The sequence below is a fragment of the Paenibacillus sp. FSL P4-0127 genome (assembly GCF_038007325.1).
Lineage (GTDB): Bacteria > Bacillota > Bacilli > Paenibacillales > Paenibacillaceae > Fontibacillus > Fontibacillus macerans.
Genome location: NZ_JBBOWY010000001.1, coordinates 166,099 through 182,058, shown reverse-complemented (window position 1 = coordinate 182,058; position 15,960 = coordinate 166,099). Strand labels below are relative to the sequence as shown.

The 15,960-nt window shown below is 52.1% G+C and carries 14 protein-coding genes and 1 pseudogene; 5 read left to right on the top strand and 10 right to left on the bottom strand.

What is annotated here, in order from left to right:
- The first annotated feature begins 155 nt into the window (after nucleotides 1-155).
- Nucleotides 156-695, top strand: a complete 540-nt coding sequence (locus NYE74_RS00640) for a DoxX family protein (protein ID WP_240752307.1) — start codon at nucleotides 156-158, stop codon at nucleotides 693-695.
- A 61-nt stretch (nucleotides 696-756) separates the two neighbouring features.
- On the opposite strand, the gene NYE74_RS00635 is transcribed toward NYE74_RS00640, so the two are convergent.
- Nucleotides 757-1,002, bottom strand: a complete 246-nt coding sequence (locus tag NYE74_RS00635) for a hypothetical protein (RefSeq protein ID WP_124332843.1) — start codon at nucleotides 1,000-1,002, stop codon at nucleotides 757-759.
- A complete protein-coding gene (locus NYE74_RS00630; protein ID WP_124332842.1) occupies nucleotides 989-1,339 on the bottom strand; it encodes a hypothetical protein in 351 nt (116 codons plus the stop codon). Before NYE74_RS00630 ends, NYE74_RS00635 begins: the two co-directional genes overlap by 14 nt.
- 476 nt (nucleotides 1,340-1,815) lie before the next feature.
- Between NYE74_RS00630 and NYE74_RS00625 the strand changes: the two genes are divergently transcribed.
- Nucleotides 1,816-2,235: a hypothetical protein gene (locus NYE74_RS00625; protein WP_124332841.1), complete on the top strand. Its 420-nt coding sequence runs from the start codon at nucleotides 1,816-1,818 to the stop codon at nucleotides 2,233-2,235.
- Nucleotides 2,236-2,662: 427 nt separating this feature from the next.
- Here NYE74_RS00625 and NYE74_RS00620 read toward each other — a convergent pair.
- Nucleotides 2,663-3,224: pseudogene (locus NYE74_RS00620) on the bottom strand (CatB-related O-acetyltransferase).
- 200 nt (nucleotides 3,225-3,424) lie between these two features.
- Here NYE74_RS00620 and NYE74_RS00615 point away from each other — a divergent pair.
- Both NYE74_RS00615 and NYE74_RS00610 read left to right on the top strand, forming a co-directional pair.
- Nucleotides 3,425-4,159: a DsbA family protein gene (locus NYE74_RS00615; RefSeq protein WP_155620756.1), complete on the top strand. Its 735-nt coding sequence runs from the start codon at nucleotides 3,425-3,427 to the stop codon at nucleotides 4,157-4,159.
- 186 nt (nucleotides 4,160-4,345) lie between these two features.
- Entirely contained in the window at nucleotides 4,346-5,428 is a 1,083-nt protein-coding gene (locus tag NYE74_RS00610; protein WP_316561199.1) for a copper amine oxidase N-terminal domain-containing protein, read from the top strand.
- Between the two features lie 37 nt (nucleotides 5,429-5,465).
- Here NYE74_RS00610 and NYE74_RS00605 read toward each other — a convergent pair whose 3' ends face one another.
- Together NYE74_RS00605 and NYE74_RS00600 are read right to left on the bottom strand one after the other, a co-directional pair.
- The gene (locus NYE74_RS00605) at nucleotides 5,466-6,092 is read right to left on the bottom strand and encodes a TetR/AcrR family transcriptional regulator (protein ID WP_036626708.1); all 627 of its coding nucleotides are present in this window, start codon (nucleotides 6,090-6,092) and stop codon (nucleotides 5,466-5,468) included.
- Between the two features lie 13 nt (nucleotides 6,093-6,105).
- The gene (locus tag NYE74_RS00600) at nucleotides 6,106-6,570 is read right to left on the bottom strand and encodes a hypothetical protein (RefSeq protein ID WP_036626706.1); all 465 of its coding nucleotides are present in this window, start codon (nucleotides 6,568-6,570) and stop codon (nucleotides 6,106-6,108) included.
- A gap of 313 nt (nucleotides 6,571-6,883) precedes the next feature.
- Between NYE74_RS00600 and NYE74_RS00595 the strand changes: the two genes are divergently transcribed.
- Nucleotides 6,884-7,324 carry an Hsp20/alpha crystallin family protein gene (locus NYE74_RS00595; protein WP_036626704.1) on the top strand — a complete coding sequence of 147 codons (441 nt, stop codon included), beginning with the start codon at nucleotides 6,884-6,886 and terminating at the stop codon, nucleotides 7,322-7,324.
- 560 nt (nucleotides 7,325-7,884) lie between these two features.
- Here NYE74_RS00595 and NYE74_RS00590 read toward each other — a convergent pair.
- From NYE74_RS00590 to NYE74_RS00570, 5 genes are all read right to left on the bottom strand, one after another.
- Nucleotides 7,885-10,548 (bottom strand): molybdopterin oxidoreductase family protein, encoded by a 2,664-nt coding sequence (locus tag NYE74_RS00590; protein WP_227872884.1) that lies wholly within the window; start codon nucleotides 10,546-10,548, stop codon nucleotides 7,885-7,887.
- On the bottom strand, nucleotides 10,517-11,746 hold the full coding sequence (locus NYE74_RS00585) for a nitrate/nitrite transporter (protein ID WP_124332838.1): 1,230 nt from the start codon (nucleotides 11,744-11,746) through the stop codon (nucleotides 10,517-10,519). The genes NYE74_RS00590 and NYE74_RS00585 overlap by 32 nt, the downstream gene beginning before the upstream one ends.
- 921 nt (nucleotides 11,747-12,667) lie before the next feature.
- Nucleotides 12,668-13,687, bottom strand: a complete 1,020-nt coding sequence (locus tag NYE74_RS00580; RefSeq protein WP_036626700.1) for a bifunctional glycosyltransferase family 2/GtrA family protein — start codon at nucleotides 13,685-13,687, stop codon at nucleotides 12,668-12,670.
- A 1-nt stretch (nucleotide 13,688) separates the two neighbouring features.
- Nucleotides 13,689-14,657, bottom strand: a complete 969-nt coding sequence (locus tag NYE74_RS00575; protein WP_036626697.1) for a phosphodiester glycosidase family protein — start codon at nucleotides 14,655-14,657, stop codon at nucleotides 13,689-13,691.
- A 135-nt stretch (nucleotides 14,658-14,792) separates the two neighbouring features.
- Nucleotides 14,793-15,908 (bottom strand): GerAB/ArcD/ProY family transporter, encoded by a 1,116-nt coding sequence (locus tag NYE74_RS00570; RefSeq protein ID WP_082207964.1) that lies wholly within the window; start codon nucleotides 15,906-15,908, stop codon nucleotides 14,793-14,795.
- Nucleotides 15,909-15,960: the final 52 nt, after the last annotated feature.

Below are 15,960 nucleotides of genomic sequence, written 5' to 3'. Positions count from 1 at the left end.
AACTAAATATTTTAAAAATTATTTATTAAAATTGTGATATATGTGATTTAAATCACATATATTGTGAAAAAAATCACTTATGATAAAGACATCAAAGATGATCATCCTTAAAAAAACAAAACCAACCGAACAAACCAACTTAAGGAGTGGTAAATATGTTTAACAACTTCCTGAGAACCAATAAAATCGCCATGTGGCTGCTGACCGTCATCCGGGTTTACCTCGGGTACCAATGGATTGAAGCCGGGTATCATAAAATTACCGGCGGCTTCGACGCCGCGGGCTTCCTCACCGGCGCGATCGCGAACAGCACGGGCGATCATCCCGCCGTCCAAGGCTGGTGGGCCACTTTCCTGGAACATTTCGCCCTGCCTAACGTAGGCCTCTTCAACGTACTTGTTCCTTACGGCGAGTTCCTGGTCGGCCTGGGGCTGATCCTCGGCACCTTCACCACCTTCGCCGCCCTGATGGGCCTGGTGATGAACGCGGCGTTCCTCTTCAGCGGAACGGTAAGCACGAACGCGCAAATGCTGCTGCTTGAAGTGCTGGTGGTCGTAGCCGCCGCCAACGCCGGCAAAATCGGTCTCGACTACTACGTGCTCCCTTACCTGCGCAGACTGTTCCGCAAACCCGGAGCAGCCGGAACGGAGCTTCCGAATCCGGAACAACCGCACAATATGAAACGCACGGCTTAACCGCAACCGTTCAGGATATGAACGCGAGCGCCGAGGGCAAGAACCCCCGGGCTCGCGGTTTTTAATTGGCGTCAATCAGCGTTATTTCCCAATCCCTATTTTTATTTTGCAAGAATGAATAATGAGCAGTGCCTCTTTCAATGGTATCATCATGCTTCTTTCTTAAAAATGCAATAGCCACATTAATCCGTCCGATATCTTTGATTTTTTCAATTAATGTAACTTCGTGAAAGTTGTACTCCACTCCAGGTTGATAGTTATCAATATTATTAAACCATGCCAGGTTTTGCTCTTTAATACTCCTCATTTGTGTTCTCCAAAAACTGTGTTTCATCATGAATTACGATGGCTTCCAAATTTTTGCCGATCATGCCAATGATCGCATCGGTGAAAAAGCCCTTCTCATACTGTGATAAATCAACATTTACACCTTCCTTAAAGTCGGAAAGCGTCGGGGGTTCTAGATCCTGATCTTTAGTAATAACTATATATTCAGATTCGGAGTTTTCCTCCGTACCTTTACTCTCGTTTGAATAATTTTTCGCCTGCTCCGTTCCATTAATATTACCTTGATGACTAACATAACAACCTGATAATAAACTTAAACTAATCGTAAAAAGCCATATTTTCAATAATTTTGCCATGAATCAAACTCTCCCATTTTCGAATTATGTTATTGTCTTTGTTATCTTCCAAAAGCAGCTCCGGGAAATACGGTATAACGATCAAAATATTGCGTTGATTTGGGCACGATAGTCACTGATTTAATTTTGCTTTGATCAAAAGCAAATTTCCACTTTTCAACTTTTACAGCATAATCATCTTCGGCTGTTACGCGTTGTACAATCCGAACCGTTAAACTTGTTCTGTTTGAGAAACCGGTCTCATGTCTACGATACTTTCCATATTGTATATTCCTGCCGGAAACTCTTGGTAAATATCGGTTTTGAAATTACTTGTAACGAGCGAATTCGCTTCATCATGATCTCTCTCGTCATACGCCATTATCCACCTAAAAATTGGTAAAGAATACGAGACCTGGCGACAGCAGATTAAATACCTTTTTGGAAGTAATTCATACCTTTTTCCTCCTTACGATCCTACGGTAGGTCCGCTGAAAATGGTTTATGAATTATCGGGTCTTCATACGGCTCGTGACCACTATTATTCTTTCTCTAAAGACAAGGAAGGAAAAAGTCTCGATGATTCAGGTATGCTAGCTGAGTATGGTATTCTAGATAACCCCGTTAAGAAAACGATTAATGAGCGTGCATATACATTAAACGATAATTTGTTTGTGTATCATGAAGGGGATATTGTTGTTTATCAGTCCATCGATACACAAAAAGAAAATAAGGGACTGCCGGAAACAATCGTTAGTCTATTGAAAGAAAAGGGGAGCGGTTCCGGCCAAATTAATATTGCGAATCTTGAAGGTAGAACCCGGCTAGAAGTTTATATGATGATTGATGAATATCATGTGAAAATCATCTTTTATATTCATAATATTGAGGAATTAGATAATTATTTTAACGATTGATTTAAATTAAATGCCGTTCTTTCTTTGGCTCTGAGGTGGCTGTCTATAGCGTTCGTGTCTTGGTATTCCTGCATGCTGCTTTGCACGATTATTCCTTTTGTTCAGGGGGGTAGAGGGCGGGGGCAAATCACGGTCCTTTCATTTTTCCCGGTGTCTTGCCCCATTCCTACCGTCAGGTCTGCTTCACTTCTCCTAAACCCCCTTCTCAGTAAACCTGAATAACGATCCCGAGCATGTCTGCTTTTCCCAAACCTATTTTCTTCTCCTGAATTTATCTTCCTCTCTGCTTTCGGATCAAACGGGATAATCGTGCAAAGCGACCGGACAGCGGATATTGATCTGCCGATATTTCTTGCCACGATCGGTTGCCGGCTTTACGGTCAAGCACTGTTATTAGGTTGAAACAAGAATAGGCCTTCTTGATAAGCTATTGTATTTCCTTAATTTTTTTCAAATCCCCACTGCATAGAACTTCAAGATGATCAAAAATTTTACGCGCAGACCAATCCCACCACTTAATGGTAAGGAGGGATATCTTTCACAACGACAGAATTGGCTGCAATGATTGCTCCATCGCCAATATGCACACCGGGCATTACGGTGACATTTTGACCGATCCACACATCGTTTCCGATTACGGTGTCACCTTTAAGAGGTAAGTCTGCCAGTGTTGGAGTCGATTTCTCCCAGCCATGGCCCATGATGTTAAATGGATAGGTAGTGACACTGCGCATTCTGTGATTTGCGCCATTCATTACAGATTCAATTCCTTTTGCTATGGCTCAAAATCTTCCGATAATCAGTTTATCTCCAATAAATTCATAGTGCTGTGTGACATGATCTTCAAACTTTTCGGCACCGGTTATGTCGTCATAATAGGTGTAATCACCGACAATAATAGTTGGGCGTGTTACAACGTTTTTAATATAGCACATGCTTTTAATTGCCTCATTTGGGTAGATTGCATTAGGATCAGGTCCATATTGCATATAAAAATTCCTCCTTCGTGTTGTATAAATAACAAGAATACAGCTATTACTACACTTTCCCTTTATATTTCGGTCAATTTGATCAAATTACACTATCTCACAATTTTCCAAAAAAGAGGTATAATGTGACTTAAATTACATTTATGGCCGGGCTTATTCGATAAAATTTAGGAAAAACTTGAGTATTGGGGGAATTAATAATGACTCAACAAAAGGCGGGTAAGCAGCCGAAAGTTTCAAACCGCACCTATTTGCTTTTAATCGTTCTCTTGAGCCTGGCGATCATTGCCCTTGCCGTGATTTTTCTCAGAGATTCGACAGCTTCCGCGGATCTTAACGGGTTGCCCAATTACACAGAAATCAAGGGTAAATTTGTCGCAGAAGGGCTGAAATACGAGAAGCAGCCGCATTTGGGCAGTCCGGACGCCAAGGTGAAGGTCATGGAATTTGCCGATTTCAAATGTCCTGCCTGCAAAACATGGGAAGAAGAGAATATGGAACGTTTCCAAAAAGAATTTATCGATACGGGCAAAGTCGAGCTGTTCTTTACAAACTTTCCTTTCATAGATCGGGATTCGATCATGGCTGCCAGCGCGGGAGAAGCGATCTTTGCGCAAAGCAACGAAAAGTTTTGGGAGTTTAAGCGCGAGCTTTACGCGAACCAAGGAAAAGAATCGGAAATTTGGGCTACCCCCGAATTTTTGCTCGATTTCGTCAAAAACCATATTGACGGCATCGATTACGAACGTTTTGCCAAAGACTTGAAAGAGTGGACCTACATGCTGCCGGTCAAGGAAGATTTTAAGACCGCGGGCTTCTATGGCGTCAACGGAACGCCGCAGTTTATGGTGGACGGTGAACTGCTGGACAGTTCTTCTTATGAAGATTTGGCGGCGGCGATCGAAGCGAAACTGGCTTCGGAAAATGGTCAATAAGAATCGAATGAAAGTTTTGGGGCCGGCAAGGCCCCTTTTTCTTATTTTATTCCGTAATTTTCAAGATCCCGAGTCCTATTTTTCGACAACATTCTCTTTTTTTCGTCACAACCCCTCGCAAAAATGTAATACTCTTCCGAAATAAGATATAGGAACAACAAACATGATAGGGAGGGCAACAAACACATGAAAAAAAGCTGGATCATCACACTCTCCTGTATTTTGGCGGTAAGCTTGTCGGCGGGAAACGCTTTGGCCAAGCCGGGGCAAGCAGGCCGCGCGAGCGGGACGGACAAGAAAGCGGAGGCGGGTTCTCAGGTCAAATCAGGCGGGGGACAAGGAAACCAAAAAGCCGACAATGCAAGCGATGACAAGGGGGCAAATCAAGCCAAGGAATCCAATCAAGCCAAGGATCAAGCCAAGGAAACGGTGAATTCGGACAAGCCGCATGGCAATGACGGCAAAGACGGAGACAAGGGAAATAGCAATAGCAATAGTAATAGCGCCTCCAAGGCAAACAAGGAGACTAAAGGACAGCAAGGGGTTAAGGAAAAGGAAAATAAACCGGAAACAGTCACTTCGGAAACGTATGGTCCAGGCCACAATGGTTACAAAGGGTTGCTTAAAGCGGTCGAAAACGTGAAGGACAAGCCGGCGGGTGCGGTGCTGGCCGATCTTTTGCTCACCAAATACGACGCTCAGCTGACGGATGAAATGAAGACAGAACTGGAAGGGATCAAGGAGGCGGCGCAGGCTTTGACCAAAGCGGCGGATATGCTGGAGCAGGACGGCAGCGTGACCGATGCGGTTTACGTCCAGAAAGAAGCGGTATTGGCCGACATAACCAACCTTGAATCTTACAAAAAGCTCGGCAAGTTGTATGACAAGTTGGGCAAAAAGGGCGTTAAGCTGTATGTGAACGGGGAAGAGCCCGCGACGGAGGTAGCGCCGATTGTAAAAGATGGCAGCACGTTGGTACCGTTCCGCGCCATTTCCGAAGCTTTGCAGGCGGAAGTAACCTATGATCCGTCGGATAAGTCGATTACCGTAACCAAGGACGGAGTTACCTTGAAACTGATCATCAACAGCAAAACCGCGTACAAGAACGGCGTGAAGCAAACGCTTGACGCGCCGGCTACCGTAATCGGCGGGAGCACCGTCGTGCCGGTTCGTTTCATTGGCGAGGCGTTTGAAGCCACGGTGAAATGGGAGCAGGAAACACAGTCCGTGATTATTTACAATGAAGTGAATGAGACAAGCGAAGAATAACAAGATCAAAGCGACCCTTCGGGGTCGCTTTTGTCGTTTATTTCTCCACGGCTCGCTTTACGATTTTCACCAGCTCGTTGCTGTAGGTCTCCAAGTCCGTTTCTTTGTTATGGGCTGAAGTAAGCATGTATTCGCTGATCGCCCCTTGAATCATCTTGCACATGACGCCCGTATGGAAATCTCCGAATACGCCTTGGAACTGGCCCTCCTCCAGGATCGTCTTCAGTTCGCGGGCAAGCGGCTCTTCCTCTTCATCCTCGTCGTTTAACTTATAGTAAGGAATATTGTCAGGGGTCCGAGCATTAAAGACGATCTCGATCAGAGCGGTATTATGGGCGGGATGGGTTCCCTGATAGGCCAAGCTGGCGTTGATAAAAGCTTCCAGCTTTTCTTCCGGCGTGTTTGCCGGGCGCACCCTGTCCAGGACATAGGCGGTCGATAATTCTACCAGCTTCGTCAACAGATGATTCATCAAATCGTTCTTATCCGCAAAATGGTAGGAAATGAGCGCTGTGCTGATCCCCGCGCGTTTGGCGATTTGGGCCAGGCTCGCGTGAACATAGCCGATTTCGTCCAACGTCCGGATTGCAGCCTCAATGATCTGCTCGCGTCTTGCTTCCGCAATGAAAGATTGTTTTGTTTCCGGTTTGTGATTATCGTTCATATGATTACTCCAACTATTCTTCGTTTTTAGGGGCTTTTTTGCTTAATGCCCCGAGCAATGCCAAGGCCAAGATGATCCCGGGAACGGCGATCGACTTCGGGTCGCTGATGATCTTTTCAAAAAAGGGCAGCGTTTTTCCTTGGAAGGCGCCAATAACCGCTCTAATGATCACAATGATCAAATTTGACGCCAGCATGACGGGAACCAGCATTAAACCGGTTTGAAATACGGACCATCCGGCACGCTTTCCCATGATAAACAAAAGGGCCGCCGATAAGCAGAAAACGCCGATAAGCAGCATAAAGGCAATACGAATCCAGCCATACCAAGGAACTCCGGTGCCGGCCATCCAGTCCTGGTAACTATACCAAGTATACCAAAATGCCCCTGCGCCTAGAAGAGCGCTTAGAAAAGCCAGCGTTTTGCCGAGCCAATCGGGCGAATCAGGGGCCAATTTCTCCTTTCTGTCTTGATGCATGATGACTCCTCCTTCAGCAAACTGATTGAATGATCAAATTTTTATTTGATTGATTAATCAGATTATAGCGTGCGGAATTTTTGCCGTCAATCCGGGTCATGATATAAATACATACAATTCGGGGAATGAACAAGGGGATGTATAAAGGTCGAAGAAGGTCAAATGGACAGGCTGGTCTGCAGCTCCCTTAAAAATTGGCCTAAAATGCTCCGCAATCGGGTTTTTTGGCCGGAGATCGCTTTTGTCATTCTCTGACCGCAAGCATATAATGAGGGTGTAAGGTCAAATAAGGTCAAAGAAAGGGGAATAAATGATGTTTGATTTGATTCCTTTTGGAAGACACAGAGAAGATGCGTTGAGTCAATGGATGAAGTCTTTTAACGATGCGTTTAACGACGATTTCTTCATGCCGCTGAAAAGCCAGGCAATGTCCTTCAGAACGGATATTCGCGAGACGGAGAACGCTTATCTGGTGGAAGCCGAGCTTCCGGGATTTCAAAAAAATGAAATCGAAATCGACTACGTGAGCCCTTACTTGACGATCAAAGCGGTGCGCAAGGAAGACAACAACGTGGAAGATTCCAAGCAGCAAATCGTCCGGAAGGAACGCCGCTACGGTGAATACGTGCGCAGATTCTACGTTCAGGACATCGACGAAGAAGGCATTCGCGCGTCTCTGAAAGACGGCGTGTTGAAACTGGAAGTGCCGAAACGCGGGCAAACGAAATCGAAACGCATTCAAATTGAGGACTGAGTTAAAGGACTAGGTTAAGAGGTCCAAGTTAAGAGGACTAGGTTAAGAGACTGGTTTAAGAAGACAGAGTTAAATATAGGGGCTGGACAGGAGGTTCCTGGCGCAGCCCTTTTTGCGTTTGGCAATTCTAACGGGGTTTTGATTGGAAATATCCGACTTGATCTGGAAATTATGCGGGAAATACTACTGCAGGCTGACTGGATATTTCCAATAGATTTGACTTGGCAGGCGTAAAACGGGCGATTGGACACTGGCGTTGCATTAACTTTTGCTCAAGCTTTCCCGTGAAAGCTATCCGAAATCTAACGGTTGTAGCAGCGGCTATTTGCCTGAATCCAAGCAAAAATTACCGGTTTTCAGTGAAATAAGCACCATGGCAACCGTTACAATTTGAAATCAACGGTATTGGAACAAATAGCGCTTGTGGCAACCGTTAGAGCATTGGTGTGCTCAGAAAATGTATCTTGCCAGATTTAAATGCAACGCTAGTGGCGATTGGAGCGGATTCTGTTGGATATTTTCCAATGAGAGTTCAAAAATGGCGTTTGGTTTCCGTCAATCTATTGGATTTTTTCCAATTGTTCCGTTTCGGGAACCTCCGGGTCATTCACAGGTTCAACCCGTTCCATGCGCACGGCGCAAATTTTGAATTCCGGCATCCGGCTGATGGGGTGCAGGGCATCGTTGGTCAGCCGGTTGACCGCCAGCTCCCCGCCCCAATGAAACGGGACAAACACGGTTTTGGGGTGGATGCCGGGGGCCAGCCTGGCGGTCAACTCCAATGAGCCTCGGCGGGTCGTCAGCCGGACGCGTTCGCCTTGGCGCAGGCGAAGCTGCTCGGCCAGGGCGGGGTGCAGCTCCGCCACCGGCTCCGGCGCCTTCTTCGCCAGCGCCTCCGTGCGGCGGGTTTGCGCGCCGCTCAGGTAGTGGCCCGCCAGCCGGCCGGTCGTCAGCAGATACGGGTAGTCCGGATCTGCGCTCTCCGCCGGCGGCCGGGGCGTGATCCCGTGCAGGCGGGCGCGGCCCCCTGCGCGGGGGAAGACGCCGCCCGCGAACAGCCGCGGCGTCCCGGGGTGGCCCCCGCCGCGAAGCGCAGCGGCTGCGGGCACCGCTCCGGGCTCGGCGCCGATGGCGGCTTCGAGCCCGTTCCCGTTCGCGGCCTCGGCAGCGGCTCCGGCTCTGAGCCGGGCTTTGTCGCCGAAGGCGGATCCGGCGCAGTGGCTGCCCTCGCCCTCGGCAGCGGGCCCGGCGCAGTGGCTGCCCCCGCCCTCGGCAGCGGGCCCGGCGCAGTGGCTGCCCCCGCCCTCGGCAGCGGGCCCGGCGCAGTGGCTGCCCTCGCCCTCGGCAGCGGGCCCGGCGCAGTGGCCGCCCCCGCCTTCGGCAGCAGCCCCACCGCCCGCCGTCTCTGACGCGCCGCCGGCTCTGCGCTCCTCGGGCTGGCCCGCTGGCTTCGCCGCCTCCTCTTCCCCGGCTGCCGGGCACGGCCAGAACAGCCCCTGCGCTTCCTTCAGCCGCGAATAGCTCATGCCGCTGTAATCGGCTATGCCCCCGGCGGAAGCGCGGCAGAGCTCATCGAACACGTCCGAAACCGACGTGTACCGGAAATACCGCCCCCGGCCCAGCCGCTCGGCCAGGGCGCAGAGGAACCGGTAATCCGGCAGACTGTCCCCTGCCGGAGCAAAAGCCTGGGGCCGGTGAAACACCCGGCCCTCCAGATTGGTCAGCGTGCCTTCCGCTTCCAGGAAGGACGTGCCCGGCAGCAGCCAATCCGCGTAAGCCGCGGTCTCCGTTTCGAACAGGTCGACGACGACGAGCAGTTCGAGCTTGCCCAGCGCCTCGGCGACCCGGGCGTTATTGGGGCTGGAGACGACCGGATTGGAGCCGAGGATGATCATCGCCTTGATGCCGCCGTCCAAAATTTTGCCGAACAGCTCATAGGCGGAGACCCCTTTGCCGGGCAGTTCGGCCGGATCGATCCCCCAGACGCGGGCCACATGCTCCCGGGCCCCCGGATCTTCGATTGACCGGTAGCCCGGAAGCTGGTCGGCCTTCAGGCCGTGCTCGCGGCCGCCCTGCCCGTTGGCCTGCCCGGTCACGGAACCGAACCCGCTGCCCGGCTTGCCGATGTGCCCTGCGAGCAGGCACAGGTTAATGTACTGCAGCGTATGCTCGACCCCGTTGACCTGCTGCTCCAGCCCCCGCGCCGTCAGGACGATCCCGGTTTCCGCGGCGGCAAATCCCCGGGCCACGGCACGGATCGTCTCTTCGGCCACCCCGGTCAACGCGGCCACCCGCTCCGGCGGAAAAGGCCGCACGGCTTCGCGCACCTCCTCCAGCCCTTCCGTGCGGGCCGACACAAATTCCGCGTCGTATAGGTTCTCCTCAAGCAGAACGTGCAGCATGCCGCCGACGAGCAGCGAGTCATGGCCCGGCTGCAGCGTGATGTGGATGTCGGCGATTTTGGAGGTCAGCGTTTGGCGCGGATCGATCGTCACGAGCACGGCGCCCTGCTTCTTCGCCGCAAGCAAATACGGCATCATGGTCGGCTGGCACTCCGCGATGTTGGTCCCGGCCAGGATGATATATTTGGCCTTGGGGATATCGTCCAGCGGAAAATTCAGCCCCCGGTCGATGCCGAAAGCTCTTTGCTGCGCGGCGGCGGCCGAGGACATGCAGTAGCGGCCGTTGTAGTCCACGTACCGCGTGCGGAGCGCCACACGGGCGAATTTGCCGAGCAGATAGCAAACCTCATTCGTCAGCGATCCGCCGCCGAAGACGGCAACGCTGTCCGGGCCGTGCTGCTCCTGCAGGCGGAGAATCCGGGAGGCGATGTCGTCGAGCGCTTCCGTCCAGGATGCGGGCCGCCACGCCGGGGACGGTCCCGCCGCGCCAGGCGTAGTTCGCCGCCGCGCAGCACCAGCAGACCTTCCAGCCGCGCCAAATGCGCCCCCTGGCAAGAACCTGCCGCCATCCCCGCTTTCCTCCTGTCTACGGTGCGGAACTAGAATCCGCCCGGGATGCGCTGCGTGAGTAATGGAGTGCAGGCCCTTTTGGCACAACTTCCCGGTAGCCACGGGGAAATCGGGACTTGGCTTCGCCTCGTACCCGAGCGCATCGGCCGCCTTGCCCGCCGGATGCAGGTCGATGCCGCATTGCATGCTGCAGAAGCAGCAGTGCGTGCGGAGGCGCCCGTCAGGATTGGCGGCCGTAGGTATAAGCGTCATATGCCCCGCTCCTTTCGAGGAAGGTTCGTTTCCACTGGCCTTGGATCAGCAGCACTGTGACGATGCAGACGATGGCGATGCTGCTTAAAATCAGGAAGCCGGGGGTATACGAGCCCGTGTATTCCTTTAAAATCCCGAGGATATTCGGTAAAAAATACCCGCCGAGCCCTCCGGCCGCGCCGACGATCCCGGTAATGACGCCGATTTCCTGTTGAAAGCGCTGGGGGACGAGCTGGAATACCGAGCCGTTGCCCATGCCCAGGCACATCATGCAAATAAACAGCAGCACCGTGACCACCGGCAGCGGCGGCAGCGAGGAGATCAGCGCCATCATGGCGGCGACGCCGCCATACAGCGTGAGCAGCATGCGAATGCCGCCCACCCGGTCGGCCAGCCAGCCGCCGACGGGCCGGAAAAAGCTGCCGGCGATCACGCAGAGCGTCGTAAAGTCGGCGGCTCTGACGGCGCTCAGCCCATATTCGGTGTTGAAAAAAATCGTCAAATAGTTGGACATGCCCACAAAGCCGCCGAAGGTGACCATATACAGCATGCAGAACAGCCAGGTGTCCCGTTGGCCGAGCACAGCCGCGTAATCCTTCAGCCGCTTGGGCTCGGGTTGGCTTGGGCTGTCTTTGGCCAGCAGCGAGAAAACGATAAACACGACGGCGATCGGAATCAGCGCCAATCCGAACACGACCTCCCAACTGCCGTAATGCTGGGCGATCCGGTTGGCGAACAGCGTGGAGAACACCGTGCCGCTGTTGCCCGCTCCGGCGATCCCCATCGCCAGGCCCTGATACTGCGGCGGGTACCAGCGGCTGGCGAGCGGCAGCGCGGCGGAGAAGGAGGCGCCGGCCACGCCGAGCAGCAGGGCGACGACGTAAAGCTCGCCGAGCGAGCTGACGAACTGCCAGCCATAAATGAGCGGGATCATGGTGACGATCATGCCGATCTGGCCGGTCCGTTTCGGACCGATGCGATCGGCCAGCACGCCGAGCACCAACCGCAGCGCGGAGCCGCCGAGCACCGGCAGGGCGACCAAGTTGGCCTTTTGCGAGGCGCTCATCGGGTAATCCTGCATCATAATGACCGCCAGAGGTCCGATCAGCACCCAAATCATAAAGCTGACGTCAAAGTAAAGAAATGCGCTCAGCAGCGAGGGCTTATGCCCGCTTTTCCAAAATCCGCTTCGTTCCATCCCACCAAACTCCTCTCCGTGTTCGTGCCCTTCAAGGGCATTTCTTTTTTTGAAATTGCATCCTGCAAAAAAACAGAAAGAGCCGCAGGAGCAATCGTTAGCGATTGCCCGTGCGGCTCCGTTGCCACCGGCCGGCACAGCGTTGTGCAAGGACCGGAATATAAGCGTCACGACGTTGTGAACGTAGTTAAATTATATGAGGCAGAAAAATATTATGTCAATATAAATCACAAAAAACATTCATAATTTTTACAGAAAAATACTTTTATACATAAATATAAGTAAAATTTTCGGAGGTATTTAATGTATTTACAAAATATATATCATATTTACGTTATATATAATGACACAAACCTGCGTTGACTTACTCGGCTTCCCACAAGTATCGCGCTTAATTTTCGCATCGTTTAAGATATCCGGCAAAAACTCATGTTTGTAGGCAGGCATTGCAAGCCGGAAATTCCATGGATACAGCGGCCGCTATTTAACGGAATAAGCATGGCGTTGCATTAACTTTTGCTCAAGAATTTTTAAAAAGCGTTGGCTTTCGAATCGATACTGTCCGCCCGCCGGAGGTCTAACGGTTGCAGCAGCGGTTATTTGCCTGAATCTAAGCAAAATTAGCCGGTTTTCAGTGCAATAAGCTCCATGGCAACCGTTACAATTTGAAATCAACTGTATGGGAACAAATGGCGCTTGTGGCAACCGTTAGAATATTGGGGTGCCCAGAAAAGGTATCTTGCCAGATTTAAATGCAGCGCTAGTACGAACAGGCCTCGTTCTAAACTTTAAATATTGGGAGCGCCGTTTCAATTTGAAAGCGGTGTTTTGAGCGAAAATAACCTTCGTTATTCTAGCTCCATTGCCGCCATTAACCCGTGGCGGCCGCTAAAACGAAAGAGAATATGCATTTTACCATTGTTAATACACATACTTGCGCTGCGCCCAGTAACTGAACAGAAACAGCGAACCTTCGGTCAGCAGCTTCGCCCCGATCAAAGGGATGCGGGCCAGGTCGTGATATACGTGCATCAGGCCCATATTCAGCAGCAATACGATCAGAACCAGCGAAAAATACCGCGGTAAAGAGGCGTTCAGCTTGGCCGCTCGGCCGTGGCCGCGGGCAAACACGAACCTGCGGTTCATCGCAAAGTTGGCGGTGCAGCTGCAAATTCTCGCCCCCGCGACTGAAAGCGCGAGGTTTTTGCTGAACGCTTGAAGCAGGAACAGCAGCGCGAAGTCGATGCCCGCCGACAGGATGGACGAGGCGCTGAACAGCAGAATCGGCAGGTAAATCCGCGCGGAATCGGCCAAGGGACGGAAATGGGAGGACTTGTTGTCGTCCAGATAAACCGTGTCGATAAACACTTCCGCCAGAGTGCAGCCTTTTCGTTTGGCTCCGAGCAAAAGGTTCATTTCATATTCAAAACGTTCCCCCGGAACCGAGCACAACCATTCCAGCATGCCGGAGGAATAGCCGCGAAGCCCGGTTTGGGTGTCGTAAATTTTCGTCCCGGTCGTAAAAGCGAAGACAAATCGCGTCACCGCGTTGCCGAACCGGCTGCGCAGTGGCACCTTGCCGGTAAAGCGGCGGCTTCCGAGCACAAGGCTGCAGCCCTGCTCCCGCACCGCGGCGGCGACCCGGCCGATATCGGCGGGCAGATGCTGGCCGTCGCTGTCGGCGCAGACCACGGGGCCGCGCTCCCCGGCATCGAGCAAATAGCGGAAGCCTGTTTTCAGGGCCCGGCCTTTTCCGCGATTGACCTCATGCCGCAGCACAATGCATCCCGCCGCCCGGGCCGCGTCAAAAATCGGGCGGTACGCCTCGCCGCTGCCGTCATCGACGATCACGATCCGGGTATCCGGCATTTTTTTCAACTGTCCGATCAAATTCAACAGACGCTCGTCCGGTTCATAGGCGGGGATCAGAATCGTCGTCATCTCAGTTCACCTCTTTCACGTAGAGGATATCGCTGACGCCGCGCTCCCGCCCTTTGCCCTGGGGATTGTTGACCACCCGGCCCATAAAATACATGGTAGACGAGCCGCCTCCGTCCAGATTGTAAGCTTCGGTGCAGCCTAAATCTTGAAACACCCGGGCGAACTCCGTCAACGTCATGCCGCGGCTGTAGCCTTCCTTGCGCCCGTCGACGACGACAAACACGTAATGGTTTGGCGCGATCAGGCCGATGCCGGTGCGGGGATTGGCGCCTTGAATCGAGCGGTTGCCGAAATTGGTATCGATTTTCACGTTGTCCAAATCGGTGTTCACTTTCCCGTCCTCGATCAGCGCCGGCCCGAACGATAACGTTTGGACCGCCCCCTGCTCCAACAATGCCGACGAAGAAACCTTTGTTTCATCGTAAGATTTCATCGTCCCGTCGTGGAATAACGCCAGCCCCGTTCTTGCCGGCTCATCCCGGTACAACGTTCCGTTACGGATAATCACCCCGTCGCCCCGGAATCCGTAATAATCGCCATTGACGGCAAAAATCGCGCCGTTGTTGGAGGCGATCTCCGAGGTGTTCTCCGTAATATTGCGCCCGAAGCTGTTGTCGGCGAAGGCGGACAGCAGACTGCCAGGGTCCTTCACCTGCACGTCGGCCACATAGTACGTAATTTTGTCCGTTCCGGAACCGGTTTGCACTTGATCGATATGGATTTGGAGATCATTGCTCGTATAATTCCACTCATCGGATTGAGCGCCGGCCTCCGAAGATGTGGTGTTCTCCTGCGGGTTCGATCCGCTCGGCGGCGCGCCTTCCCCGGACACCACCTTCTCCACATGTTTAATTAAATAACGGTCCGCCAGCCCGTACAGCGTTCCTCCGACGATCAGCAGCGGAACGATCACGGCGATGATCCGCTTTTTTTTCGATTTCCGGCGGCCGGTTTCTTGTTGTAGGCTCATCTTGTTCACCCTCCCAGCAACTACATGATAAGCGGGCAAACTGAAACGCAACTGAGCGTCAGTTGAAGGTTTGGTGAAAAGGGGGGCAAAAAAAGAAGCCGGCTTGACGGCCGGCTTATCGACGAAAGTGGTGCTTCAGGCCTGCTTCGTCTGTTTTTTCTTGAACAGGCGGCGCAGCCCATGAATGGTCAACAACAGAAGGGGGAGCAGCAGCCCGACGGTTAAAATGTACGGCGGCCAGGTACGGGCGTCCCAGGCTTGTCTGAAAGGGACGTTGGGGTAAACGACGAACGACATGACGATCAAGAGCATCCCCAGCGGCCAAACGAGCGGCCGGTAATCCTTCAAATTGAAAATTTGGGCAAGGGATACCGTAATGGAACTCATGTAAAGCGTAATCCGGAAATACAGCGAAAAAAACCACATGACGGCCACGATGGTTTCAACCCGCTGCAAAAAGTGGCCGATGTCGATCTTTTGGGCCAGTACATAGCTTGGGAACAAGCTTTTTGACGTAATTTCCACCCCAAGGACGAGAATGGACAGGATAATGACGATCACCAGCATCAAACTGCCGACCAAGCTGCCCAGAACGATGCCTTTGCCGAATTGGGCAGGCCGGTTCACAGAGGCCGGAAGGATTAAGAGCAGCGAAATATGCGGCAAAAAAGCGACGCTGATAAAAGTAAGCACAGCCTGCCAGATCGGGGGGAAGCCGTTTTCCAGGACGGGTTGCAACTGACGCGGGTCTATATTGAAGGAGACCAGCAGGACCAATAGAAGATAAAGAAGGACGAACCAGGGAAACAGCAGCTCCGCAGAACGGGCTACTACTTCGATTCCCAGGCGGACACCCATGAGAATCACGGTTCCGAACAGGATGATGATGGCTTCGATCGGGGTTTCCGGCATCATTTGTGTCGTCATAAAATCGCCCAAATCGTTTAGTACCGCGGCAGGGGCACCCAGAAACAACGAGCTTATGAAGAGCAGGGAAACGGTTTTTCCGACCCATTTTCCCAACAAGGTTTCCAGGATCTCAATCAGGTTTTTTTGCGGATACAGGTTGACAAGCTTGCACATGAACCAGACGGTCAGAAGACCCACTCCGATTCCGATCAGACCGGCGATCCAGGCGTCCTGTCTGGCTGACTGGACCATGCCGGAAGGGGTGATTAAAATAGCGCTGCCTACCGTAAAAAAGATTGTGATAATCGTCAACTGGCGTACGGAGATCTGAACTTCGTTCAACAGATATTCACCTCGGATACTTTCTTAAACGAGCGATTCATTTTTGCTCATG